Origin of the sequence: Amycolatopsis sp. M39, assembly GCF_001651785.1 — a bacterium.
Taxonomy (GTDB): domain Bacteria; phylum Actinomycetota; class Actinomycetes; order Mycobacteriales; family Pseudonocardiaceae; genus Amycolatopsis; species Amycolatopsis rubida.
This window is the reverse complement of sequence record NZ_LWSF01000017.1, coordinates 123,246-145,390: the sequence shown is the minus strand read 5'-3', so window position 1 is coordinate 145,390 and position 22,145 is coordinate 123,246. Positions and strand designations below refer to the sequence as shown.

The following is a 22,145-nucleotide window of genomic DNA, read 5'->3' as shown; positions in this document are numbered from 1 at the left end:
TTGAGCGCGGCCGGAGCCGGTTCCAGCGGCCGGGTCGGCTCCTCTTCGAGGGTCCTGGCGGCAGCGATCGCCTCGATCGCCTTCGCGCGCGCCTTGCGCCGCTGCCGGACGACGCCCAGCGCCATCCCGATGACGCCGAAACCCACCGCGACCAGGCCGACCGGTCCGAGCATCCCGAACCCGGTCGACGTCGTTTCCGCCCGGACGACGTTGTCGTCCGCGAACGCCGCGGCACCCGTCCCGACGGCCGCGACCAGGATCGTCGCCAGCACCGCCAGGACTCGCCCACCCGCAATGACCAGGGAACAGCTGCCGCGACCGGCCCGCGCCGCGCCGCGAGCCGGAGTCGGCTCGGCCGCCCTCGTCCCGGACACCCCCGATGGGGTGGCGGACGAGCGAAGCGCTGGACGGCCAAGAGCCAGCGTGGACCGTGTCACGAACCGGCCTGGGTTGCGCACCGGAGTGCCTCCCGCGAGGTGACTGTTCTGCGCGAGTGTCTCACCCGTAAGGATGAGTTCTCGACGTGCTACTGGTCAGAAAACTACCGAGCGTGTCAAGACCTGTCGGATCTGATCAACTCGGGTGCCGAGGCTAGCGCCCACTCGGGGAGTAACCGAGGCCGCCCCTGCCGTCTCGGTGTCGTCGGTGGTCAGCGCCGTGCGCCAGAGGCGGAACCACGCACAGTGTCCGCAGACCCCGCCAAACCGGACAAAATCTCCCCGCAGAACAAACCTGAACTACCCTCAGCAGGCTATTCACCTACTAGCCGCCAGCAGGACAACCAGGCTCAGCCCGGGAACGGCACGTCGTACGTCGCGGTGACCGGCGCGTGGTCCGACCAGCGCTGGTCGTAGGACTCTGCCCGTTCGACCACCACCGACTTCACCTTCTCCGCGAGGCCGGGCGTCGCCAGCTGGCAGTCGATGCGCCAGCCCGAGTCGTTGTCGAACGCCTTGCCCCGGTAGGACCACCACGTGTAGGGACCAGGACCCTCGGGGGCGAGACGACGCTGGACGTCGGCGTAGCCCGCCTCGTAGACACGGCCCATCCACTCGCGTTCCTCCGGCAGGAAGCCGGAGTTCTTCTGGTTGCCGCGCCAGTTCTTGAGGTCGACGGTGTCGTAGGCGATGTTCCAGTCGCCCACCACGACGACCTCCCGGCCCTCCGCGGCCGCCTTCGCGCGCAGTTCGACCAGGTAGGGCAGGAACGCGGCCATGAAGCGTTCCTTCTCGTCCTGCCGGTCGGTGCCGACCTCGCCGCTGGGCAGGTACAGGCTCGCCACGATCACGCCGGGCAGGTGCATTTCCAGGTACCGCCCGCTGTCCTCGAACTCGGGCTCGCCGAACCCGGTCCGCACCTCGTCCGGCTCGACGCGGCTGTACAGCGAGACCCCGTTGCGCCCCTTCGCGGCCGAAGGCGCGTGCGCGGCGAACCACCCCTCCGGCGCGACGACGGACGCGGGCAGCTGCGCGGCCTCAGCCCGCACTTCCTGACACGCGACGACATCCGCCTCAGTGGCGGCCAGCCACTCGACGAAGCCCTTCTTGACGGCAGCCCGGAGGCCATTGACGTTGACAGTGGAGACGATCAGCACCCCGCGCACGCTACCCGGCGGGTCCGACAATTTTCCGCGCCCGGCGGGTCCGGCGAGGTCCAGAATGACCGCCATGCCTCGCCTGACTGTCCTCGGCACCTGCGGCGCCTGGCCGGAACCCGGTCGCGCCTGCGCCGGATTCCTGCTGTCCCACGAGGACTTCCACGTCGCGCTCGACCTCGGCTACGGAGCCGCGCCGCGGCTCTTCCAGCACGTCCCCGCCGACCGGCTCGACGCGATCGTCGTCACGCACGAGCACCCCGACCACCTCGCGGACGTCAGCGCGCTCGGCCGGGCCCGCTACAACACGACCGATCGCAAGCTCCCGATGCACTGCACTCCCGGCACCGTGCGCAGGCTCGCCGCGATGGAGCCCAGCCCGGCCCCCGCCGAGAACTTCGACCTCCACGACCTCGGCCCCGAGACCGACCTCGGCCCGTTCCGGCTCACCACCGCGCTCCTGCCGCACCACGTGCCGAATTACGGAGTCCGGCTCACCACACCCGGCTACGCCCTCGCCTACACGGGCGACACCGGTCCCGCTCCGCACCTGCGGGACCTGGCCCGCGACGCCGACGTCCTCATCTGCGAAGCAACCCTGCAAGGCGCACCGCCGGACGGTCCCCGGCACCTGATGACCGCCGCGGAAGCAGGCCGGCTCGCCGCCGCGGCGAATGTGCGGACGTTGTTGCTCACGCATTTCTGGCCCGGTTCGGACCGGGCGGTTTCCGTAGCCGAAGCCCGCGCCGAGTTCGCCGGGGAAGTACTCGCCGCGGACGAAGGACTCATGCTGAATCACGCATAATCGCACGTTCCGCACAACAACCACGATCAACATTCACACTGCACGCTTTCGCCCGGCACCGCTCGGCGCAAAAACGCGAACCGAACCAGAGCAGGTGCGGCAAAGGCATCCGGCAAAGGCATCCGGCAATCGCGAACGCGCCGAGCCATGCGGACGCATCGGCTCGACCGACCGGCGGCATTCCCGCTTGGCCAACCGAAGCCGTCCCACCGCATGGGACGCACCAGCGAACAGTCACCGCAGCCAGTACACACCCGGCCCACACCCGCACAGTCCCAGGCGGCCCACACCCGCACAGTCCCAGGCGAACCACACCCGCACAGTCCCAGGCAAACCACACCCGCACAGTCCCAGGCGGCCCACACCCGCACAGTCCCAGGCAAACCACACGTCGCAGCAAACCCGGCAACCACGCGAACCTCAGCGCGGCAACGGACTCCGCGCGCACCAGCGTCACCGCACCAACCGCTCAGCACCTCGGCCAGGCACCAGCGCGAAACAGACTCAGCACTTGGCCCCGGAGACCGGCGTCACGAAGCTGTTCGCGACCCACTTCCCGTCCGCGATCTTCCGGAACCCGTTCTGCACCATGGGTTGCGCGTCGAATTCCGCGCCACGCAAGTACTTCCCGACGACCTTCCCATTGCCCGCGGCGGTTTCCCGCGCGTTGAGCACGTCGGCGGTCACCGAGACCTTGCAGCCGGTCGGGGATCCCTGCGCGTCGGCCTGCCCTTTCTGACCGAACGCGTAGATGACCACGACCGCAGCGATGACTCCGATAATAATCAGTGTCTTCTTGGGCAAACCCAGAATCACGGCCGCTCCTCAGTCGCGAAAAACCCCTTGTCCAGAGTAGGCAGTCCGACCGGACCCGGACAGGTTCCTGACCCCATTCCACCCGGAGGTGCCAATCCTGTCACCGACACAACACGAAGAGTGACAAAAAAAGAAGGGCACCTCGGAAGACTCCTCCGAGGTGCCCTTCTCGCCAACGGCGAAAGAAAGATCAGCCCTGCGCGATCTTCTTGGCCAGGTTCTCGTCCAGCGTCGCGAGGAAGTCCTCGGTCGTCTGCCATTCCTGGTCCTTGCCGACCAGCAGCGCGAGGTCCTTGGTCATCTTGCCGCCCTCGACGGTGTCGACGACGACCTGCTCCAGCTTGTTCGCGAAGCCGATGAGCTCCGAGTTGCCGTCCAGCTTGCCGCGGTGCTCAAGGCCGCGGGTCCACGCGTAGATCGAGGCGATCGGGTTCGTGGAGGTCGGCTTGCCCTGCTGGTGCTGGCGGTAGTGCCGGGTGACCGTGCCGTGCGCGGCCTCGGCCTCGACGGTCTTGCCGTCCGGCGTGCGCAGCACCGAGGTCATCAGGCCGAGCGAACCGAAGCCCTGCGCGACGGTGTCGGACTGGACGTCGCCGTCGTAGTTCTTGCACGCCCAGACGTAGCCGCCCTCCCACTTGAGCGACGCGGCGACCATGTCGTCGATCAGCCGGTGCTCGTAGGTGATGCCCTTGGCGTCGAAGTCCGACTTGAACTCGGTCTCGAAGATCTCCTGGAACACGTCCTTGAACATGCCGTCGTAGGCCTTGAGGATGGTGTTCTTGGTCGAGAGGTAGACCGGGTACTCGCGGTCGAGGCCGTACTGCAGCGACGCGCGCGCGAAGTCCTCGATCGACTTGCGGTAGTTGTACATCCCCATCGCGACGCCGCCGCCCTCGGGGAAGTTCGCGACCTGGAACTCCATCGGCTCGGAGCCGTCTTCGGGGGTGTAGGTCATCGTCAGCGTGCCCGGGCCGGGGACCTTGAAGTTGGTGGCCTTGTACTGGTCGCCGTGCGCGTGCCTGCCGATGATGATCGGCTTGGTCCAGCCGGGTACCAGCCGGGGGACGTTCCGCATGACGATCGGCTCGCGGAAGATCACGCCGCCGAGGATGTTGCGGATGGTCCCGTTCGGGGACACCCACATCTTCTTGAGGCCGAACTCCTCCACGCGCGCCTCGTCGGGCGTGATCGTGGCGCACTTGACGCCGACGCCGTGCTGCTTGATGGCGTTGGCGGCGTCGACCGTGATCTGGTCGTCGGTGCGGTCCCGCTCCTCGATGCCCAGGTCGTAGTAGTCCAGGTTGACGTCCAGGTACGGGTGGATCAGCTTGTCCTTGATGAACTGCCAAATGATGCGGGTCATCTCGTCGCCGTCGAGTTCGACAACGGTGCCCTGGACCTTGATCTTGGCCATGAGCAGCGGTGCTCCTTCCGCGGATCTTCGCGTTCGCTTCTTCGCTCTCCGATAGCGGTACAAGCGTACTGCTTAACAGAGCTGGATGGTTCCAGAAGTGGTCGGAATCAAGTCTCTACCACCCTTGACCCGGCCTTCCGACCGGGCACGATCCGGCTGCCCCGGCGGAGGGAACCGGACGAGTCCGGCGCTCATCCCATCGCGTAACCACAGCCTGGGAGGTCACTGTCATGTCGTACCCCGCGCCCTACCCCGCCCAACCGGCGATGGCGGGCCAGCCGAGCAGCCGCGCCGTCGCTCGTGTGCTGAGCGGACTGTCCGGCCTCGTGCTCACGCCGATCGCGATCGGCGTGCTGGCTTACGGCGGATACCGCCAGCAGGCGAAAGTGTCCGCGACCTTCGCCGAACACGGCGACAGCCTCGGCACCACGCTGCTAGCGATCGGCGCGCTGCTGCTGATCGGGGTGGCGGTGCTCGGCGCGTGGTCGTCGGCCGGGCCGATCGTCGGCGGCGTGGTCTGGGGCGTGCTGCCCGGGGTGACCACCCTCGTGTCGCCGCGGACGGGATACGACCTGCTGCGCCTGCTGCCCGGCGACGAACTGGCGGCCGGATTCGCCGGTTGGCTGGTTTCCGGCGCGCTGCTCGGTGCCGGATTCCTGCTGGTCGGCACGGGTCTCGCGACGACGATGGCGCGTCGGCGCAGGTAGCGGCGGATCGGCGCGGGCCCGGTGAGACTATTTGCAGATGGGATTGTTCACCGTAGCCGAGGCCCGCACCGAACTCGCCCGGTTGCTTCCCGTGCTCGCCGAGCTGATCCGGGTCCGCGCCGACGCCGCCGAACTCGCCGCGTCCCTGCGGCCGGGCGGGCGGGACACCAGCATCGGCGGCCTGCCGGAGTGGAAGGCCGCGCAGGCGAGGCTGGACGACCTGATGACCGCGATCCAGGCGACCGGGGCCGAGCTGAAGGGGTTCGCCCCGCTGCTGGTGGACTTCCCGGCCTCGCTCGACGGCGACGACGTGCTGCTGTGCTGGCTCGAAGGCGACCGCGAACTGTCCTGGTACCACCGGGCCGACCTCGGTTTCGCCGGCCGTCGCCGCTTGCCCGGATAATCACTGGTCAGCCGCACTACGGTGGCTAGGTGAGCACACTTTTCGACGCCGACGCGGCGGGATACGACGAGGACGCCTTCCACCCGTACGTGGCCGAGCAGCTGATCGGCGGCCTCGCCCCGAAGCCCGGCCTGCTGGTCGACGTCGCCGCGGGCACCGGCGCGGCAGCCTTCGCGGCACTGCGCCTGGATCCGGCCGCGGTGTTCGCGATCGACCTCTCCCCCGCGATGATCGAGATCGCCCGAGCCAAGGCCGCCGACCGCGACCCGGACGGCCGGATCACCTGGCGGGTCGGCTCCGCGGTCCCGCTGCCGATCGGCGACGGCGAGGCGGACGCGGTCGTCTGCGCGTCCGCACTGCACTTCCTCGGCCCGCGCGCCTTGGCCGACTGGCGGCGAGTGCTGCGCCCGGGCGGGCAGCTGGCGTTCAGCATGGTGTCGTCGGAACGCTTCAAGCCGACCGGCAGATTCGCCGACGTGGTCCCGCGAGACCTGCGCGTCCCGGGCACCCTCGAAGAAGCCGCCGCGCTGGCCACCAACGCCGGATTCAGCTCGGCGACGGCTCAGCACGTGCTGCTCGATCAGGGTGACCGGATACGGCAGGTTTTCGCGGTTTTCGCGGCGGCCTAACGGTGGAAATGCGCCTCGCCGCTGGTGGCGGCGGAGGTGCAGTGCAGGACGAAGGTGACGTCGAGGTCGGTCACCGCTCCGTCGGCCGCACGGGTTAGGCGGGAGACGGTGAAGGCAGCGGTCGACCCCGGCTCGGCGCAGGCACCCGTGCCGCCCGCCCGGGTACCGCGAAACGCGATGAAGCCGGGAGTCGCGAGCTGCGGCGGGACCGCGGCGTTCGAGCAGGTTCCCTCGTGCAACTGCTGTCCGGCAGGCGCGCTGAGTTCCAGCCGGGCCCAATCCCAGCAGTCGGGCGTGTCGGCGTCCAAGAACTGCCTTCAAACGGATACGCACCGGCTTCCGAGACGTCGCTGAAGCCGACCTGGTCCGCGTGCGCGACCGATGCCGTCCCGCACGCGAGGCCCGCCGCAGCGACGACCGCCAAGATTCTTCGCCTGATTCCCCCGTTCAGCCATGCAGCTGAGCACCCTTGAGGATCTTGTCCACCGCGTTCTTCGGCCCGTGCACGGCCAGCCCCGCCAACGCCAGCTTCTCCGTCGGCACCGCCCGCACCGCCGCGCGATTGCCGATGTCGTTGCCGGTCTGGAACAGCTCGTCGGTGAAGATCGAGAACCGCAGACCCCGCGAGAGTGCGCGGCTGTGCGCCTGCGCGAGCGTCTCGGCGGTGCCGGCGAACACGAGTACCGGCTGGCGGAACATCGGCAGGTACTCGGTGTCGTCGGCGTCGAGGTAGGGCTCGCCGATCAGTTCAGGCGTCGTGNCACGCCGCTCACCAGGAATGCCGTGACGTTCAGCCGTTGCCACGAGGCCAGGTCGTCCCGCAGCAGCACGGCGATCTTCGTGTCGAATCGGTTCATGCGGGACAGCGTCGGCTCGGCGCCGCGTGCGGGTCTTGTACGTTTTGAACATGACGGTGTCGGCCTGGCGTCCTTCGGTGCCCGGAATCGCCGAGGCGTTCCACGCCCGGTTCACCGACCACGCCTACCCCGCGCACACGCACGACACCTGGACGCTGCTGATCGTCGACGACGGCGCGATCAGCTACGACCTCGACCGGCACCATCACGGCGCACTCGGCACGGCCGTCACGCTGCTGCCGCCGAACGTCGCGCACGACGGGCGCGCCGCGACCAGCCGGGGCTTCCGCAAACGCGTGCTCTACCTCGACGCCGATGTCCTCGGCGACGACCTGATCGGGGCCGCCGTCGACCAGCCGAGCCTGCCGGATCCGTTGCTGCGCACCAGAATCCACCAGCTGCACCAGTCGCTGGCCGAACCGCTGGAGGCCGAAAGCCGCCTCGCCATGGTCGCCCAGCGGCTGCGCGCCCACCTCGGCCGCTCGGCGAGCGCGCCGCCCGACCGCAGCCTGGCCGACGACCTGCGCGACCTCCTGGACGAACGCCTGCCGGATTCCCTCACGCTGGCCGACGCCGCGGAGGCACTAGGCACACACCCAGTCCACCTGGTCCGCGCCTTCGGCCGCCGTTTCGGGCTGCCGCCGCACCGGTACGTCACCGGCCGCCGTGTCGACCACGCCCGCCGCCTCCTGCTCGACGGCACCCCGCCCGCCACCGTCGCCACGACCGCCGGGTTCACCGACCAGGCCCACCTGACCCGGCACTTCCGCCGTTATCTCGGCACCACCCCGGCCCGCTTCGCACGCGGCTGACCGGGCGGTTTGTGCGAAGATGGCGCCATGCTGCGCGAACTGCACCTGACCGGCGACCCGGCGGCCGACAAGCTGCTCAACGACGACCCGTTCGCCCTGCTCACCGGGATGCTCCTGGACCAGCAGTACCCCATGGAACACGCCTTCGCGGGCCCGCGGAAGATCGCCGACCGGATGGACGGCTTCGACCTGCGCAAGATCGCCGCGACGGACGTCGACAAGTTCGTCGAAATGTGCGTGGTGCCACCGGCGATCCACCGCTACGGCGGCTCGATGGCGCGCCGGGTGCACGCGCTCGCGCTGCACATCATCGAGAACTACGACGGCCGCACCGAAGGCATCTGGCTCGACGGCCGTCCCAAGCCGGACGGGGAGGAAGTCCTGAAGCGGCTCAAGGCACTGCCCGGTTTCGGCGAGCAGAAGGCGAAGATCTTCCTGGCGCTGCTGGGCAAACAGCGCGGCGTCGCCCCGAAGGGCTGGCGCGAAGCCGCCGGCGCGTACGGCGACCGCGGCTCCCGTCGGTCCATTGCGGACGTGACGGACGCCAAGACGCTCGGCGAGGTGCGCGCGTTCAAGAAGGCCGCGAAGGCCGCCGCCAAGGCGAACTGACTCAGCCCCGCGCGAACCAGACCACGTCCGGTTCCCCGCGCGGCACCGGAATCTCCACCACGTCCACCTCAGCGAACCGCTCCCTCAGCCGAGCCGTGAACCCCGGTGCCGCGCCCGCGCTCCACACCGCCAGCACTCCGCCGGGACGCAGCAGCTGAGACAACCTCTCCAGGCCGGAAGCCGCGTACAGCGAGGCATTCCCCTCGGTGACCGTCCACTCTGGACCGTTGTCGATGTCCAGGCACAGCGCGTCGAACGGCTCGCTCGTCGTCCGCAACCACTCCAGCAGATCCGCCTCGACGACCGTCACCCGCGGATCGTCCAGCGCCGCACCGTGGACTTCGCGCAATGGACCAGTGCGGTTCCAGGCGATCACGGCAGGTTCACGTTCCACCACGACCACGGAGCCGACCGCAGCGTGGTCCAGCGCGGCACGCAGCGAGAACCCGACGCCGAGGCCGCCGATCAGCATTCGTGCGCCAGAGGCGAGCCGGTCGGCCGCTCCGGTCACGAGCAGCCGTTCCGACTCGCCGTTGCGGGCGTCCATCAGGAACATCCCGTTTTCGATCACCTCGAACTCGGCGCCGTCGCGCCGGAGCACCAGTTCGCCGCCGTGCCCGGGCACGGTTTCCAGTACCTCTGCCACGCCCGGCAGCTTCTCAGACCGCGACCTCTTCGCGGACCTCAGCCCGCTTCCGCGCGCCCCAGAAGAACACGACCACGAGCATCGCCGCGGCGGCGAGAATCGCGGCGATCTCCGGCAGGACGGTCGGCCCGGCCGAGGTCAGCACCGCGCCGCCGACGACGCCGGACAGCCCGACGCCCAGGTAGATCGCCGACGCGTTGAGTGACAGCGCGAGACCGGCGTGCCCCGGCGACAGCTCGATGAGCCGGTGCTGCAGCGGCGGGCTGAACGACCAGTTCGCCAAGCCCCATACGAACAACGTGATCCCGGCCCCGACGACCGTCGTCGCGGTGAACGGCAGCAGCACCATCACGGCGGTGAACCCGATGAGCACGATCAGCAGCGGCTTGCGCGCGCCCCACCGGTCGGCCGCGCGACCACCGGCGAAGTTGCCGATCGCACCGCCGATGCCGTAGCAGAACAGCAGCACCGTGATCGTCCCGCCGGAAACGCCCGCGGTGGCGGACAGCACCGGCGACACCAGCGTGTAGACCATGAACGCGGCGAGGCAGGCGAGCGTGGTGGTGACCAGCAGCGCGAGCACTCGCTTGTCCCGCGCGACCGCGAACCGCTCGGCGAGCCCGACCACCGGCGGCGGCGCGACCTTCGGCAACGCGACCCGCACCCCGATCGCACCGAGCAGCGAAAGGATGCCGACGAACAGGAACGCGCCCTCGTAGCCGAACTGCTGGGAGATCACGCTGCCCAGCGGAACTCCGAAGATCAACGCGATGGTGAGCCCCCCGAACACCAGCGAAACGGCCCGTCCGCGACGTTCCGGCGTGGTCAGCTCAGCGGCGACGGCAGTGGCGGCCGGGGTGTAGACAGCTGCCCCGATCGCCGTGACGACCCGCGCGATCAGCAGTGTGGTGTACCCCGGTGCGACGGCCGCGAAGACGTTGCCGACCGCGGCCACCGCGAGCGCGGCGACCAGCAGCGTGCGCCGTTCCCACCGGCCGGTGGCAGCGGCGAACAACGGCGAGCCCACCGCGTACGCGATGGCGAACGAGGTGACGAGCTGCGCCGCGGCCGTCGCGGAGATGTGCAGCTCGGAGGTCAGCGCCGGCAACAGCCCGGCCACGATGTAGCCGCTGGTGCCGACACCGAAGGCCCCGAACGCGAGCACCGAGTTCCGGGCCGCCGCCGAGGACGAGACGCTGGACATGAATGTCCCCCCATGAAGCCTGAACGGATAGTTCGACGAACGTCGTAGTTCGATGACGACCGTACACGGACCCGCCGACAATTTCGACAGTCGTCGTACTATGGACCCATGCCCGCCTCCGCGCCCCTGCCGCCGCTCGTCTACCCGGACCGCGACGAGATCACCGTCGAAGCGGTGCTGCGCGCGCTGGCCGACCCGGTCAGGCTGGCGATGGTCCGGCAGCTGGCGAACTCCGAAACGGAGATCTCGTGCAGCGCGTTCGAGGTGCCGGTGACCAAGTCCACACTCACCCATCACCTCGCGACGCTGCGCCAGGCCGGGGTGATCGTCGGCCGCCAGGAAGGCACGACCCGGTACAACTCGTTGCGCCGCAACGATCTCGACGCACTGTTCCCCGGCCTGCTCGACGGCGTGCTGGCCGCGCCCCGCTGACCGGTCGCGCTACGTGGCGGGCCTCACCCGAATACCGGGATGACAAGGCCGCCCTCCATCGGTTCAACTGGAGCGAGACAGCACGACGACGTCGGGGCTGTCTAGTTTTTTGCCCTTGTTCTAAAGCGCTTCAGAAGCCTGTGCCCCAGGCGCTGAGCAATCGTTTTCTCCAGGAAGGGAGAGCCGTGCCCGTCGCGTTGCTCGCGCTCGCCGTCGGTGCCTTCGGCATCGGTACCACCGAGTTCGTGATGATGGGTGTGCTGCCCCTGACCGCCGCGGACTTCCACATCGACATCCCGTCCGCGGGCTACTTCATCTCCGCCTACGCGCTCGGCGTGGTGATCGGCGCGCCGCTGCTCACCGCGCTGGCCGTCCGGCTGCCGCGCAAGACCATGCTGCTGGCGATGATGGGCCTGTTCACGGTCGGCAACGCGCTGTTCGCACTGTCGCCGAACCAGGACTTCGGCATCGCGTTCCGGTTCCTCGCCGGCCTGCCGCACGGCGCGTTCTTCGGCGCGGGCGCGGTCGTCGCGTCCAGCCTCGCGCAACCGGGCCAGCGCGCGAAGGCCGTGTCGATGATGTTCATGGGCCTGACGCTGGCGAACGTCATCGGCGTCCCGCTCGGCACGCTGCTCGGCCAGCAGGTCGGCTGGCGCGCGACGTTCGGCGTCGTCGCGGTGATCGGCCTGCTCGCCATCGCCGCCATCGCGAAACTGGTGCCGCACCAGGGCCGCCCGGCCGACCCGTCGATCCGCGGCGAACTCGGCGCGTTCCGCCGCCCGCAGGTGTGGCTGGCGCTGGCGATCGTGATGTTCGGGCTCGGCGGCGTCTTCGCCTGCATGTCCTACATCGCGCCGATGCTGACCGACGTCGCCGGATACTCGCCCGCCAACGTCACCGTGCTGCTTTCGCTGGCCGGTGTCGGCATGACGATCGGCAACTACCTCGGCGGACGGCTCGCGGACAAGAAGTTGATGCCGAGCCTGTACGTGGCGCTGCTCTCGCTGGCGACGGTGCTCGCGATCTTCACCGTGACCGCGCAGGGCAAGGTCGGCGCGGCGGTCACGATCTTCTTCGTGGGTGTCGCGGGCTTCATGATCGGCCCGATGATGCAGGCGCGGATCATGGAGAAGGCAGGCGGCACGCCGTCGCTGGTCTCGGCCGCGGTGCAGTCGGCGTTCAACATCGCCAACTCGATCGGCGCGTACCTCGGCGGCCTGGTCATCGCGGGCGGGCTCGGCCTGCTGGCCCCGAACTGGGTCGGCGCGATGCTGGCCGTGCTCGGGGTGTCGATCGCCGCGGTGTCCGGATTGCTGGACCGGCGCGAGGCGCGGGTCCAGAAGGAACTCGCGCTCGCGTCCTGACGGTGCTTGCTCAGGAGGAGGCGTCGAACGGGCCGCCGACGATCGTCAGCGCGATGTAGAGCACGGCGGCGCACAACGCGCCGTAGGTGAGGATGTCGACGGCCTTGCCGCGAATCGCGAGCAGCCCGACGCGCTCCTCCGGCAGCACCGCACGCAGCGCACCGGCCACGAACAAGGCCACGCCGACCAGCACCGCGCCCTCGCGCCAGTGGTACTGCAGCGCCCGCACCACGGCCGCCGCCAGCAGCAGCATGATCACCGCGAACGGCACGTGGACGAGCCAGGGACGATCGCTGCGGTGCCGTTGCCCGGTCATCGCCATCAGCGGCCGGCCGCGCGTTCCGCAGCCTCGACAACGTTGGTGACCAGCATCGCCCGCGTCATCGGGCCCACGCCGCCGGGGTTCGGCGACAGCCAGCCGGCCACCTCGGCGACCGCCGGGTCGACGTCGCCGGTGAGCTTGCCCTCGACGTGCGAAACGCCGACGTCCAGCACCGCCGCGCCGGGCTTGACCATGTCCGGCTTGATGATCCCGGGCACGCCCGCCGCGGCGATCACGACGTCCGCGCGGCGCACCTCGGCGGCGAGGTCACGAGTGCCGGTGTGGCACAGCGTGACAGTGGAGTTTTCGCTGCGCCGGGTGAGCAGCAGACCGAGCGTGCGACCGACGGTGATGCCGCGGCCGACCACAGTGACCTGCGCGCCGTTCAGCTCGACACCGTGCCGCTTGAGCAGCTCGATGATTCCGTAAGGGGTGCACGGCAGCGCGCCAGGTTCGCCGAGCACGAGCCGGCCGAGGCTGATCGGCGCGAGGCCGTCGGCGTCCTTCTCCGGATCGATGCGCTCCAGGACGCGGTTCGCGTCGAGGTGCTTCGGCAGCGGCAACTGGACGAGGTAGCCGTGGCAGGCCGGGTCCGCGTTCAGCTCGTCGATGACGGCTTCGAGCTTCTCCTGCGAGATGTCCGCGGGCAGGTCGCGGCGGATCGAGTTGACGCCGATCTTCGCGCTGTCCGCGTGCTTCATCTTCACGTAGGAGTGGGAACCGGGGTCGTCGCCGACCAGCACCGTGCCCAGCCCAGGGGTGATCCCCTTCTCCGCGAGCGCGGCCACCCTCGGGCGCAGCTCTGCGAAAATGGCGTTCTTCGTGGCCTTGCCGTCGAGAATCTTCGCCGTCACGGCGGCCATTGTCGCAGAGCCGCCGGAGACCGCCGGTCAGGCGTGGGTTCCGCACTCTGTGTGCCCACCACACCACCCGATCGGCCCGCGCGTCTTCCGTCGAATCAGCCGCCCCGCGTCTTAAGCTGGAGAGACTCCACCGCATCACCCACCCCGGCGTGTGACCCGTGCCATATCGCGTCCGCCGAGGTCAGCGGGCACGTCCACCGGCCCGAGGGTGGCAAAAGCCCTATGCGGGGTGCGTTCGTGCGCGCGAACAGTCAAAATGTTCTCTGTGGCACAACCGACGACGCAGCTGAACGCGACGGAGCAGGACACTCTGGTCAAGCAGATCGGACTGGCCCTGCTGCGCGCCGCCCCGCGCGACTGGCGCAAAGTCTCCGCGGAGTACCGAGCGGTCGGCCGGTACCACGAGCTGACCGGCGAGATCGTGCTCGAGGACGGGTCCGCCCAGGAATGGATCGCGACGCACGACATCGCGACGCTGTTCGGCAGACTCCGCGCGGGCATGTACCGCGACGGCCGCGGCACCTGGTTCAACGCGCGCTACCAGCTGGACCACCCCTCCAGCTACAACCTCGAATACAACCGCGACGAGCCGCAGTGGCACCTCGCGCCGCCGCCCCAGGCGTACTCCGACGAGTTGCGCATGTTCCCGCGCACCGAGGAGAACGTGCCCGAGTGGCTGATCCGCCGCATGTCCGGCCTCGGCCCGGAACAACCCGGACCGCACTTCCGCATCGCCCGGATCTTCGACACCATCGGCCCGGCCGGCCGGCCGGTCATCAACCGCCCCGACCTGGACGTCGACGAGCAGGACCGGCTGCTGGACTACCTGGACCACGCCCCCGTCGTGGTCCAGGACCGCGGCTACGACATCGACCGTCTCGCGCAGACTCCCGAAGCGACGGTCCCCGTCGCCTTCCACAGCGACGGCCACTGGATCTGGCCTGCCGCGGTGAACTTCTACCTCCGCACATACGGCGTCTCGCCGGAAGCGGATCTGATCGAGCACATCCGGGCGAACGCGTTCCAGCTTCCGCAGGTGGACGAGCTGACACTGCAAGGTGCGGCGGCGTATCTGACTCGCGGGAACCAGACTCCGCAGCAGCGACCCGCTCCTGGCGGCGGGCCTGGTGCTGGTGGGCCCGGCTCGGGCGGGCCTGGCTCGGGCGGGCCTGGNGTGGTCCCGGCTCGGGTGGTCCCGGCTCGGGCGGCCCCGGCTCGGGTGGTCCCGGCTCGGGCGGCCCCGGCTCGGGCGGTCCCGGCTCGGGCGGGCCTGGCGCAGGTGGGCCCGGCGCGGGCGGTGCCGGTGGCCCTGGTGGCCCCGGCTCTGGTGCTCCGGGCTCCGGCGGCCCCGGTCCTGGCGGCCCCGGTGCCGGTGGCCTTGGCGGCCCGGGCGCGGCTGGTGGGCCAGGCGGTGGAGTTCCGGGCGGCCCTGGCGGACCTAACGGTCCTGGCGGTGCGGGTGCGGGTGCACCGGGCGGCCCTGGCGGGCAGAACGGCGTCGGCGGACCTGGTTCCAGCGGCGCTGGCGGATTCGATGCCAACGGAGCTGGTTCGGGCGGCCCCGGCGCAGCCGCGGCTGGACTCGGCGCGGCCGGTCTCGGAGCAGCCGCGCTCGGAGCGGCAGGCGGATCTGGCAGCCACGACGACTTCCACCCGGCCGACGAATTCGACCGCCCCGATTCCGGCAGGCCCGGAGCGCCCGGCGGACCGGGTGCCCCTGGTCCCGACCGACGCGGCCCATCCGACGAATTCGACAGCCGCGACCCCGGCAGGCCCAGCCGGCCGGAAAGTCCTGACAGCTTCCGCCCCGCCGACGACTTCAGCAGGCCCGGCGCGGCCGACCGGCCGGAAGGCGCGTTCCACCCGGCAGACGAATTCGGCAGGCCCGGCCCAGCCGGCGACCCGGAGGACGCTTTCCACCCCGCCGACGAATTCGGCAGGCCCGGCCTAACGGATGGCCCCGGCTTCGACGACCGCGGCGACGCGGAAGACCGCTTCGAGCCCCACCGCGGCGGCTCGGACAGGACTGGTCCGCAAGGTCCTGGCCCGCAGGGTTCCGCGGGCGGTCCGCAGGGCACACGAGTCTCCGGGGCGGAGAGCCCCGGCGGGTCGCGCGGACTGGGCGCAGCCGCTGCGGCGGCTGGAGCAGCGGGCGCGGTGGGAGCCGCGAGCGGCACTCGCTCCGAATCCGGCCACGCGCACGAGGCTGGTTACGACGAGCACCCCGACGCGTCCGGCTACGACGACCGGGCCCACAACGCCGCCGGCCACGACGACGGCTACGCGGACGACTACGACCGGCAAGACCGCGGCGAAGACGAGCGCGGCCAGGCCGATGGCTACGACCAGCACGACGAGGGTTACGACGGTTACCGCAACCCCGCACCCCATGGCGACTACGACGAATCCGCGCCGCACGACGGATACGACGCCGAGCCGTACGACGACCAGCACGGGTACGAGGACACCGCCTCCCACGAGGCCGGTGCGTACGCTGAGCCGCACGGCCACGATGAAGCGGGGTACGACGAACCCGCGCACCACGTCGACGACCGCAACCGCGACGCGGCCGGCTACGACGACGCCCACGGGTACGACGACCACCTCGACAACCACGGGAGCAAAGTCCCTGGCGTCGGCGCGTTCGAACAGTCCGTGGCTCCGAACACGGAGGACGGGCTGATCGGCGCGGACGGCCTCATCGGTGCCGACGGGCTCATCGGTGCGGACAGCTCCGCCGACGAACCCGCTGCCCCGAACCGGCACACCGCCGAGCCGGACGCAGGCCGGCGCGGCGCGGCTCCGGACGACAGCCGTGACCAGGAGGGTGGCCGTCGGCGAGCCCAGCCGGACATCGAAGCGGACGACGGCCGCCGGGAAGACGTGCGGCTGAACGCCGAGGACGGCGGACGGCGCAGCGCCGAACCCGACAGCCAGGCCGAGCCCACGGACGAGCGCGGCAGTCACGTCGGTGCGGCTGCGGCCGGGGTCGCCGCGGCCGGTGGGCTGGCTGCGGCCGGGCTCGCCGCCGCGCACGGCCGGGGTCGGGAGAAGGAGGCCGAGGGCCGCCACGGCACCGCGCCGGAGCGTCCCGCGGAGCCGCCGTTCGAGCAGGACTTCGACGGCGCGCAGTACGGCCACTACGACGACGGCCACTACGACGACGAAGACCACACCGACGTCCACCACGACCTCGTCCCCAGCCGCAACGGGACCGGTCCGGGCCACCCGGACGACGCCGAGGACGACACGGACGTTCACCAGCCGGTCGATGCCGAGCACGACGAGCCGGTGCTCTTCACGCACGGCAACGAACCGTCCCGCGACGACGACGAGCAGCGTGCCGAACTGTTCACGCACTCCAGCGGTTACGAGGACGACAACCGCCGCGAGGCCGAGTACGACGCGGGCCCGCCGACCGCGATGATCAGGCCGGGGTCCGAGATCCCCGGCGACCTTCCGGTGCCGGAGATGCCGGTGCCCCCGCCGTCCGGCGGGCGGCGCGCGGCTCGGGAGCAGGCCGAACCGGCTCCGGTCGCGCGGCGCGAGCAGCCCGCTCAGCCGGAGCTGGCCCAACTGCAAGCGAAGCTCGACGAGCTGGACGTCCCCGAGGCCGCGTACCGGCTCGGCGGCCCCACCGAACGCGGGTGGAGCGTCGAGCAGGTGGGCGAAGGCTGGCGCGTCGGCTGGTACGACGGCGAGCTGATCAACCCGGCGGTGTTCGGCGACGCGGAGGACGCCGCGGCGTTCATGCTCGGCAAGGTGCTGCTGTACCCCGACGGGTATGTCGCGGCGGAAGCCCCCGCACCGGCTGAGCAGCCAGTCGCGGACGCGCCGAAGCCGCCGGTGGTGGCGACGTTGTCGCCGGAGGTCGCGACGGGCTCGTTCCCGGTCCGGCCGCGCGAGAACGTGCCGCCGCAGGAGCAGACCGCGTTCACGCCTGCTGATCAGCTGCTGGCCGACGACGAACCGCCAGCCCGGCAGACCCCGCCGCCTGCCCCGCCGACGCAGGTCGCGGCACCGGTGAGCCCGCCGACCCAGGTGGCTCCCCCGGTCAGCGCCCCGCCGACGCAGATCGCCTCGCCGGTCAGCGCACCGCCCACCCTCCTCGCGCCGCCGGTCAGCCCGCCGCCGCGGCGGGAACCGCCGGTGCGGCGCGAGGAACCGGCGCGCGCCAACGGAACCGGCGGCAGCGGGCAGTGGCCGATCGCGCCGCTGTCCGGGGAACCGCCGCTGACCCTGTTCCGCGGCAAGGAACTGCGCGAACTGCCCGCGGGCAGCGAACTGGACCGCTTCGGCGGCCCGAACGGCAACCTGACCTACGCGGCGGGCACCCCGTTCGAGGAGCGTTCGCTGGTGCCGGAGTGGGTGAACCGGCCCTACCACGTGTACCGCGTGCAGCGGCCGCTCGAAACCCTGGCCGGGGTCGCGATCCCGTGGTTCAACCAGCCGGGCGGCGGGTCGGCGTACCTGCTTCCGGCGAGCATCGAAGAACTGCTCGCCGAGGGCGACCTGATCGAACTCGACCCGGGTGAACCGCCGATCGACTGACGACGCGGAAAAGGGGCGGGGCCAGCGAGCTTCGCCCCTTTTCCGTGCCCGGAAGCGCCCTACTTGACGACCAAGCCGTTGGCCGCGGCGAACGCCACCGCCAGTTCGACGTCCACGTACGCGCCGCGCAGGTCCGCCTGCACCAGCCCGTTCGCGTCGACCACCGCGCCGCGCAGGTCGGCTCCGGGAAACTTCGTGCCGATCATCCGGGACCCGGACAGATCCGTGCCCCGCAGGTCGGAATCCGTCAGATCCGCCTCGTTGAGGTTCACTTCCCGCATCCGCAGGCCGGACAGATCCAGTTTCCGCAACCGGCCGCGCGCGAACGACGCGAGCGACAGATCGCATTCGGTCAGCGCGATCCCGGTGTATCGACAGTCCACAAAGGATGAACCAAGCAGCGAGCACGACGACCATCGGCTGTCGGCGAGCACCGAGCGATCGAACGTGCAGGAGCGGAACGCCGACGCGTCGTGCCGCGAACCGGCGAGATCGACCTTGGTGAAGTCGCAGTTGTCGAAGGTGCAGCCGCGGGTGTGCAGGTCGCGCAGGTCCGCTTCGGTGAAATCGCACCCCGCGAACTGGCGTTTTTCCCACCACTGGCCGGAAAGTCGTGCTTCGGTGTAGTCCTCGCCGGTCTCCGTCACCCGGACAGGATGACATCAGCCCCGGTGCCGGCTTTTCGACGGGGTGGCTGCGAGCCGCCGGAAGGCGTGTGTCCACGAACTGTCCGCCGGTCATCGGAAGTCCCTCGATCTCGTGGGGATCCGCAGCCTCAGCTGCTCCAGTTTCTGCGCGCGCACGCTCGCGACGCCGTCCGCTTTTTCGAGCACTCCGTGCACCAGCAGCGCCGCACTGCCCCGCGCGATCCGGTGGAACCGTTGCCACAGCCCGAGTGTGCAGATCACGTTCACCATGCCGGTCTCATCCTCGATGTTCAGGAACGTGACTCCACCGGCAGTCGCCGGCCGCTGGCGGTGCGTGACCGCTCCCCCGACGAGCACTCGTTCCCCGTCGGACCGGTCCAGCAGCTTGCCTGCGGTGATGACCCCGAGCGCGTCGAGCCGGTCGCGGATGAACTCTGTCGGGTAGCTGTCCGGCGAGATCCCGGTGGCCCAGACATCGGCGGCGGCGACGTCGAGCCCGTCCATTCCGGGCAGCATCGGCGCGTCCACGCCGGCTCCGGTGCCGGGCAGTTTCTCCGGCCGGTCCTGCGCGACCGCGCCCGCGGACCACAACGCCTGCCGCCGGTCCGGACCGAACGCGCTGAACGCCCCCGCGGTGGCCAGCGCTTCCAGCTGCGGCGTGGTGAGCCGGACGCGCCTGCCGAGGTCGGACATGCTCCCGTACCGGCCGTTCGCCTGTCGTTCCGCCACGATCTCCTTGGCCAGCGTTTCACCGATCATCCGGACGGTACTGAGACCGCCGCGTACCGCGTGGAGTTTTCCGTTGTCCGGCAATGCTTCCAGGGTCGCGTGCGGGAGACTCAGGTTGATGTCCGGGCCGAGTGTGGTGACGCCGTGCCGACGCGCGTCCGCCACCAGCGACTGCGGCGAGTAGAACCCCATCGGCTGCGCTCGCAGCAGGCCCGCGCAGAACGCGTCGGGGTGGTAGTGCTTGAAGTACGCGCTCGCGAACACCAGATGCGCGAAGCTCAGCGCATGGCTTTCGGGGAAGCCGAAGTTGGCGAACGCCTTGAGTTTCTGGAAGATTTTCTCCGCCAGCTCCGCGTCCACCTTGTTGGCGATGGCTCCGTCGAGGAACCGCTTGTGCAGCCGTTCCATCTTCCGCTGCGACCGTTTCGACCCCATCGCGTGCCGAAGCTGGTCAGCCTCGGCCGGGGTGAAGTTCGCGACGTCCAGGGCGATCTGCATCATCTGCTCCTGGAACAGCGGCACTCCCAGCGTTTTCTCCAGAGCGGTCTCCAGCAGCGGATGGTCGTACTCCCACTTCTCACGCCCCTGCTTGCGGCGGATGTACGGGTGCACCGAACCGCCTTGGATCGGGCCCGGGCGGATCAGCGCGACTTCCACGGCCAGGTCGTAGAATTCCGTCGGCCGCAACCGAGGCAACGTCGCCAGCTGGGCTCGGCTCTCTACCTGGAACACGCCGATCGCGTCGGCGCGGCAGAGCATTTCGTAGATGTTCTTGTCGGTGAGGTCCAGTTCGGCGAGATCGATCGTCTCGCCCTTGTATTCCTTGACCAGATCGAGCATGTAGTGCAACGCGGAGAGCATGCCGAGCCCGAGCAAATCGAACTTCACCAGCCCGACCGCGGCACAATCCTCCTTCTCCCACTGCAGAACGCTGCGGTTTTCCATCCGCGCCCATTCGACCGGGCACACCTGGCTCACCGGTTCCCGGCACATCACCATGCCGCCGGAGTGGATGCCGAGGTGCCGCGGGAAGTCTTCGAGGGCGAAGGCGAGCTGCACGACGTCGTTCGGGATGTCGTGGTCGTGGTCTTTCTCCGTGCTGCGCAAGGCTCCCCAGCGGTCGATCTGCTTGCTCCACGCGTCCTGCTGACCCGGTGAGTAGCCGAGCGCCCTGGCGGCGTCGCGGATCGCGGAACGGGCGCGGTAGGTGATCACGTTCGCGACCTGCGCGGCGTTGAGCCTGCCGTGTTTGCCGTAGACGTATTGGATCACCTCCTCGCGCCGGTCGGACTCGATGTCGAGGTCGATGTCCGGGTAGCCGTCGCGATCGGGCGCGAGGAACCGTTCGAAGAGCAGGTGGTACTCGATGGGGTCGACCTTGGTGATGCCGAGCGCGTAACAGACCGCCGAGTTGGCCGCGGAACCCCTTCCCTGGCACAGGATGTCGCTTCCCCGGCAGAACCGCACGATGTCCGCGACGATCAGGAAGTATCCGGGGAACTCCAGTTCCTCGATCACCGCCATCTCGTGCTTGATCTGCTGCCGCGCCTTGTCCTCATGGGCCTTGCCCGAGTAGCGCTCCGTGAAGCCTTCCTTGACGAGGTTTCGCAGGTGCGTGGTCTCGTTCTCGCCGTCCGGCACGTCGAACGGCGGCAGCTCCGGCGCGAGCAGCTTCAACGGGAAAGCACATTCCATGCCCAGCAGGGCCGACCGCTGCACCGCGCCCGGGTACCGCTGGAAAACTTCCGCCATTTCGTTGCCAGAGCGCAAGAACGCGGCGGCGTCGCCGGGCAGCCAGCCTTCGAGATCGTCGATGCTGCGCCGGGCGCGGATGGCAGCGACGGCGTCCGCGAGCCTGCCTCGTTCCGGGCGAGCGTAGTGCGCCGCGGTGGTCGCGACGGTGGGCAGCTTGAGTTCGCCGGCCATCTCGGTCAGCAGGTCGTTGTGTGTGCTGTCGAGCGGCTGGCCGTGGTCGATCAATTCGACGTAGACCTGGGTCTGGCCGAAGAGCTCGACCAGACGGCGCAGTTCGGCGAACGCGGCGTCCGGGCCTTCGCGCACCAACGCCGAACGCACGGATCCCTTGCGGCAACCGGTAAGCACCGCGCATTGGCCCGCGACTTCCTCCGCCACGGCGGACAAGTCGTAGATCGGGCGGCCTTTTTCGGCCCGCTCCGCGTCTTCGTCGTCGTGGCCGCGCAACTGTCCGGCGGTGATCGCGCGGCACAGGCTGCGGTAACCGTCGCTGCCGCGGGCCAGCAGCAGGAGATGTTCGCCTTCGGGGTCGGCGACACCGTTTTGCGGCGCGGACAGCCCGAAGCTCAGCTCAGTGCCGAACACCGTGGCGACGCCTAGTTCTTTGGCCGCTTCGGCGAACCGGACCACGCCGTACATGCCGTCGTGATCGGTGAGCGCGATCGCGTCGAGCCGCAGCCGCGCGGCTTCCTCCACCAGTTCCTCGGGGTGGCTGGCTCCGTCGAGGAAACTGAAGTTGGAGTGGCAGTGCAGTTCGGCGTACGCCACTCGCGGCCCGGCTTCCAGGTCGCTGCGCGGCGGCGGGATGTCGGCGGGGCGGCGGTACGCCTCGCGTTTGCGTCCCCACGCGGGACTGTCGCCGTGGTCGCCGGGCGGCATCCCGCCCGACAGCGCCCGCGCGAGGTCCTTCCACGGGACCGGCGGGTTGTTCCAGCCCATCGTCAGTCCATCCGGTTCTCGGGTGATCGGCGGGGTTCCGGGATCAG

Annotated in this window: 19 protein-coding genes and 3 pseudogenes; 10 read left to right on the top strand and 12 right to left on the bottom strand. The window is 70.0% G+C overall.

All coding sequences use genetic code 11. The features are described 5' to 3' along the window. Together A4R44_RS50935 and A4R44_RS29960 are read right to left on the bottom strand one after the other, a co-directional pair. Nucleotides 1-272, bottom strand: a pseudogene (locus A4R44_RS50935) (hypothetical protein); the annotation flags it as partial. A gap of 515 nt (nucleotides 273-787) precedes the next feature. Beyond that, entirely contained in the window at nucleotides 788-1,603 is an 816-nt protein-coding gene (locus A4R44_RS29960) for an exodeoxyribonuclease III (RefSeq protein WP_067588189.1), read from the bottom strand. 64 nt (nucleotides 1,604-1,667) lie between these two features. Between A4R44_RS29960 and A4R44_RS29955 the strand changes: the two genes are divergently transcribed. After that, a complete protein-coding gene (locus A4R44_RS29955; RefSeq protein WP_067588148.1) occupies nucleotides 1,668-2,399 on the top strand; it encodes an MBL fold metallo-hydrolase in 732 nt (243 codons plus the stop codon). Nucleotides 2,400-2,903: 504 nt separating this feature from the next. On the opposite strand, the gene A4R44_RS29950 is transcribed toward A4R44_RS29955, so the two are convergent. Together A4R44_RS29950 and A4R44_RS29945 are read right to left on the bottom strand one after the other, a co-directional pair. Next, complete coding sequence (locus A4R44_RS29950) at nucleotides 2,904-3,215, bottom strand: hypothetical protein (protein WP_095213699.1); 312 nt, start codon at nucleotides 3,213-3,215, stop codon at nucleotides 2,904-2,906. Nucleotides 3,216-3,405: 190 nt separating this feature from the next. Continuing rightward, the gene (locus tag A4R44_RS29945; protein ID WP_037816160.1) at nucleotides 3,406-4,629 is read right to left on the bottom strand and encodes an NADP-dependent isocitrate dehydrogenase; all 1,224 of its coding nucleotides are present in this window, start codon (nucleotides 4,627-4,629) and stop codon (nucleotides 3,406-3,408) included. A 230-nt stretch (nucleotides 4,630-4,859) separates the two neighbouring features. On the opposite strand from A4R44_RS29945, the gene A4R44_RS29940 reads away from it, so the two are divergent. The 3 genes from A4R44_RS29940 to A4R44_RS29930 are packed head-to-tail and all read left to right on the top strand — an operon-like array spanning nucleotide 4,860 to nucleotide 6,368. Next, nucleotides 4,860-5,336: a hypothetical protein gene (locus A4R44_RS29940; protein ID WP_232791840.1), complete on the top strand. Its 477-nt coding sequence runs from the start codon at nucleotides 4,860-4,862 to the stop codon at nucleotides 5,334-5,336. A 37-nt stretch (nucleotides 5,337-5,373) separates the two neighbouring features. Continuing rightward, a complete protein-coding gene (locus tag A4R44_RS29935) occupies nucleotides 5,374-5,739 on the top strand; it encodes a DUF2203 domain-containing protein (RefSeq protein WP_067588146.1) in 366 nt (121 codons plus the stop codon). Nucleotides 5,740-5,768: 29 nt separating this feature from the next. Continuing rightward, complete coding sequence (locus A4R44_RS29930) at nucleotides 5,769-6,368, top strand: class I SAM-dependent methyltransferase (RefSeq protein WP_067588144.1); 600 nt, start codon at nucleotides 5,769-5,771, stop codon at nucleotides 6,366-6,368. Here the strand turns inward: A4R44_RS29930 and A4R44_RS29925 are convergent. Together A4R44_RS29925 and A4R44_RS29920 are read right to left on the bottom strand one after the other, a co-directional pair. Then, nucleotides 6,365-6,676, bottom strand: coding sequence for a hypothetical protein (locus A4R44_RS29925; protein WP_067588142.1), 312 nt, complete (start codon nucleotides 6,674-6,676; stop codon nucleotides 6,365-6,367). The two genes, A4R44_RS29930 and A4R44_RS29925, sit on opposite strands and share 4 nt — an antisense overlap. A 139-nt stretch (nucleotides 6,677-6,815) precedes the next feature. Continuing rightward, nucleotides 6,816-7,225 (bottom strand): annotated as a pseudogene (locus A4R44_RS29920) (DUF2000 family protein). A gap of 50 nt (nucleotides 7,226-7,275) precedes the next feature. On the opposite strand from A4R44_RS29920, the gene A4R44_RS29915 reads away from it, so the two are divergent. Both A4R44_RS29915 and A4R44_RS29910 read left to right on the top strand, forming a co-directional pair. Then, nucleotides 7,276-8,037, top strand: coding sequence for an AraC family transcriptional regulator (locus A4R44_RS29915; RefSeq protein WP_067588183.1), 762 nt, complete (start codon nucleotides 7,276-7,278; stop codon nucleotides 8,035-8,037). Nucleotides 8,038-8,064: 27 nt separating this feature from the next. Next, complete coding sequence (locus tag A4R44_RS29910) at nucleotides 8,065-8,646, top strand: HhH-GPD-type base excision DNA repair protein (protein ID WP_009072508.1); 582 nt, start codon at nucleotides 8,065-8,067, stop codon at nucleotides 8,644-8,646. A gap of 1 nt (nucleotide 8,647) precedes the next feature. Here A4R44_RS29910 and A4R44_RS29905 read toward each other — a convergent pair whose 3' ends face one another. Next, nucleotides 8,648-9,292: a hypothetical protein gene (locus A4R44_RS29905; RefSeq protein ID WP_067588140.1), complete on the bottom strand. Its 645-nt coding sequence runs from the start codon at nucleotides 9,290-9,292 to the stop codon at nucleotides 8,648-8,650. 13 nt (nucleotides 9,293-9,305) lie between these two features. Beyond that, the gene (locus A4R44_RS29900) at nucleotides 9,306-10,496 is read right to left on the bottom strand and encodes an MFS transporter (protein WP_067588138.1); all 1,191 of its coding nucleotides are present in this window, start codon (nucleotides 10,494-10,496) and stop codon (nucleotides 9,306-9,308) included. Nucleotides 10,497-10,604: 108 nt separating this feature from the next. Between A4R44_RS29900 and A4R44_RS29895 the strand changes: the two genes are divergently transcribed. Beyond that, nucleotides 10,605-10,928: a helix-turn-helix transcriptional regulator gene (locus tag A4R44_RS29895; RefSeq protein ID WP_067588135.1), complete on the top strand. Its 324-nt coding sequence runs from the start codon at nucleotides 10,605-10,607 to the stop codon at nucleotides 10,926-10,928. A 185-nt stretch (nucleotides 10,929-11,113) separates the two neighbouring features. Next, on the top strand, nucleotides 11,114-12,292 hold the full coding sequence (locus tag A4R44_RS29890) for an MFS transporter (protein WP_067588133.1): 1,179 nt from the start codon (nucleotides 11,114-11,116) through the stop codon (nucleotides 12,290-12,292). Between the two features lie 10 nt (nucleotides 12,293-12,302). On the opposite strand, the gene A4R44_RS29885 is transcribed toward A4R44_RS29890, so the two are convergent. After that, nucleotides 12,303-12,614, bottom strand: coding sequence for a DUF3017 domain-containing protein (locus tag A4R44_RS29885; RefSeq protein WP_067588131.1), 312 nt, complete (start codon nucleotides 12,612-12,614; stop codon nucleotides 12,303-12,305). Then, complete coding sequence (locus tag A4R44_RS29880; RefSeq protein ID WP_067588181.1) at nucleotides 12,614-13,468, bottom strand: bifunctional methylenetetrahydrofolate dehydrogenase/methenyltetrahydrofolate cyclohydrolase; 855 nt, start codon at nucleotides 13,466-13,468, stop codon at nucleotides 12,614-12,616. The genes A4R44_RS29885 and A4R44_RS29880 overlap by 1 nt, the downstream gene beginning before the upstream one ends. A 265-nt stretch (nucleotides 13,469-13,733) precedes the next feature. On the opposite strand from A4R44_RS29880, the pseudogene A4R44_RS29875 reads away from it, so the two are divergent. Next, nucleotides 13,734-14,603 (top strand): annotated as a pseudogene (locus tag A4R44_RS29875) (hypothetical protein); the annotation flags it as partial. Between the two features lie 1,031 nt (nucleotides 14,604-15,634). Then, nucleotides 15,635-18,028: a glycohydrolase toxin TNT-related protein gene (locus A4R44_RS50925; RefSeq protein ID WP_067588129.1), complete on the top strand. Its 2,394-nt coding sequence runs from the start codon at nucleotides 15,635-15,637 to the stop codon at nucleotides 18,026-18,028. 59 nt (nucleotides 18,029-18,087) lie between these two features. Here the strand turns inward: A4R44_RS50925 and A4R44_RS29865 are convergent, their stop codons facing one another. Together A4R44_RS29865 and A4R44_RS29860 are read right to left on the bottom strand one after the other, a co-directional pair. Then, the gene (locus tag A4R44_RS29865) at nucleotides 18,088-18,675 is read right to left on the bottom strand and encodes a pentapeptide repeat-containing protein (RefSeq protein WP_067588127.1); all 588 of its coding nucleotides are present in this window, start codon (nucleotides 18,673-18,675) and stop codon (nucleotides 18,088-18,090) included. 90 nt (nucleotides 18,676-18,765) lie between these two features. Next, a complete protein-coding gene (locus A4R44_RS29860) occupies nucleotides 18,766-22,098 on the bottom strand; it encodes an error-prone DNA polymerase (protein ID WP_067588125.1) in 3,333 nt (1,110 codons plus the stop codon). Nucleotides 22,099-22,145 lie beyond the last annotated feature (47 nt).